This window comes from Mesorhizobium sp. M2C.T.Ca.TU.002.02.1.1 (genome assembly GCF_003997225.1).
The window spans coordinates 1-2,468 of record NZ_RZTO01000874.1; the positions used below are offsets into that span (position 1 = coordinate 1).

The window sequence follows — 2,468 nt, forward strand, 5'->3', positions numbered from 1 at the left end:
ACCTGAAACTTTCGGTGCAGACGGTCAGCCGCGCCTATGAGGAATTGATCCGCCGCGGGCTGATCTCCGGCGAGGTCGGCCGCGGCAGCTTCGTGCAGACGCAGCGCCGCGAGCCGGAACCGCCCTACATCCCCGAACGGCTGGGCGAGGTTATCGATCTCTCGATCCTGAAGCCCGTCTGCGAGCCGATGCATCTGGAAAAACTGAAGCAGGCGCTGGGCTGGCTCTCCGAGAACCTGCCGGCGAGCTCGGCGCTGTCGTTCCGGCCGAACATGGTTTTCCCGCGCCACCGCGCGGTCGCGGTCGAATGGCTGAAGCTTTGCGGTCTTGACGCGTCGCCGCAGAACATCAGCCTCACCAACGGCGCCACCGCCGGCATGACGGTGGCGCTGATGAGCGTGGCGCCGCCCGGCTCGACGGTCGCCACCGAGGCGATCGGCCACCACACGCTGATCCCGCTTGCGCGCTATCTCGGCTTCAACCTCGAAGGCCTGCCGATCGACGGCAACGGGCTTATCCCCGAAGCGCTCGACGAAGCTTGCCGCCTCTCCGACATCCGCGCCGTGTTCGTCCAGCCGTCGGTGATCAACCCGACGGCCACGCTGATGGACGCCGCCCGCCGCGAGCAGATCGCGGCGGTGGCCCGCAAGCACGATATCGCCATCATCGAGAACGACGTGCTCGGGCCGCTGGTCGAAGGCCGGCCGCCGGCCGTCGCCGCCTTCGCACCGGAGCGGACGCTCTACGTCACCTCCTTCACCAAGATCGTCGTGCCGGGCCTGCGCATCGGCTATCTGGCCGTGCCGGACCGCTATGTCGCGGCCGTCGCCAACCGCCACCTCGTCTCGAACTGGATGGCGACGCCGATGGTGGCGGAAATCGCGACGCGCTGGGTGAACGACGGCACGGCTTTGGAGCTGGTCAACTGGCAGCGCGGCGCGCTGAGACGCCGGCAGGAGATCGCCGCGGAAGTGCTCACGGGTGTCGATTATCGCTGTCATCGCGACGGGCTGCATCTGTGGCTCGAGCTGCCGGGCGACCGGGCCGAGGAGAGCTTTGTGGCGCAGGCGCGCCTGCGCGGAGTGGCGATCGCGCCGGGCACTTCGTTCCGCATCGCCGACACGTCCTGGCATCCTGCGATCCGCATCTCGCTCGGGTCGACCACGGAGGGGGAACTGCGCGCGGGCTTGAGCGTTGTCGCCAAGCTGCTGCTCGGCGATCCGGAGCATCTCCTGCTCGCCATCTGATGCACAAATGGAGCTCAGATTGCCCTGAAATTGTGCCGCGCCGGAAATATTGTCATGATATTATTTTCCTAATTGACATGATTTGGCACGTTTCGCATCGTTAAGGGCATAGGCTTCTCCAGAACGGGGAAATGGATTGCCCGCGCCCATCATCAAAGTCGATGCGATTTCGAAGAGCTTCGGCGCCTTCAAGGTGCTGGACGGTCTGTCGATGCAGGTCATGCCGGGCGAGAAGCTGGCGCTGATCGGTCCGTCCGGCTCCGGCAAGACGACGATCCTGCGCATCCTGATGACGCTGGAGAAGATCGACGGCGGCCATATCCAGGTCGACGGCGAACAGCTCTACCACATGGAGCGCAACGGCCAGTTGTTGCCGGCCGACGAGCGGCACCTGGCCAGGATGCGCCAGAAGATCGGCATGGTCTTCCAGCTCTTCAATCTCTTCCCGCACAAATGCGTCATGGACAATGTGACCCTGGCGCCGATGCTGACCAAGGGCGTCGCGCGCGCCGCCGCCGAGAAGCGGGCGATGGAACTGCTCGACATGGTGGGCCTCGCGGACAAGGCGAAGGCGATGCCGGCGCAGCTTTCCGGCGGCCAGAAGCAGCGCGTGGCGATCGCAAGGGCGCTGGCGCTGTCGCCCAAGATCATGCTGTTCGACGAGGTCACCTCGGCGCTCGATCCCGAGCTCGTCGAGGAGGTGCTCAATGTCATGCGCAAGCTCGCCGCCGAGACCGACATGACGATGCTGCTCGTCACCCACGAGATGGGTTTCGCCCACGACTTCGCCGACCGCGTGCTGTTCTTCGACCGCGGCCGGATCGTCGAGGAGGGCAAGCCCGATGAGATTTTCCGCCATCCCAAACAGGAAAGAACGCAGACCTTCCTGAAGAAGATCATCGCGGCCGGACATCGCGTCTGACCGCAATGCAAACGGGCGACGAAGTCGTCCACGGGCGGCCAAAGGGCCGTCCCGAACCGAGCAAACCAAGAAACAGAAACAAGGAGTTGGGAACGATGAAGAAACTTGGCATTCTGGCTGGCGTCGCCGGCCTTGCGCTGACCGCCATGCTCGCCGCCACGAGCGCCGGTTCGGCCGACGACAGCAAGCTCGAGCAGCTGAAGGCGCAGGGCTTCGCCCGCCTCGCCATCGCCAACGAGCCGCCCTATACGGCGGTGGCCGCCGACGGCAAGGTTTCGGGCGCGGCGCCGGACGTGGCG

2 protein-coding genes and 1 pseudogene are annotated in these 2,468 nt (G+C 65.4%); all 3 read left to right on the forward strand.

The window, feature by feature from the left end; genetic code table 11:
* Positions 1-1,247 (forward strand): PLP-dependent aminotransferase family protein (locus tag EOD07_RS30755; protein ID WP_164772708.1); only part of this gene is annotated, 1,247 nt, incomplete at its 5' end.
* A 136-nt stretch (positions 1,248-1,383) separates the two neighbouring features.
* A complete protein-coding gene (gene ehuA, locus EOD07_RS30760; RefSeq protein WP_127237978.1) occupies positions 1,384-2,169 on the forward strand; it encodes an ectoine/hydroxyectoine ABC transporter ATP-binding protein EhuA in 786 nt (261 codons plus the stop codon).
* Positions 2,170-2,264: 95 nt separating this feature from the next.
* Positions 2,265-2,468, forward strand: a pseudogene (locus tag EOD07_RS30765) (ectoine/hydroxyectoine ABC transporter substrate-binding protein EhuB); the annotation flags it as partial.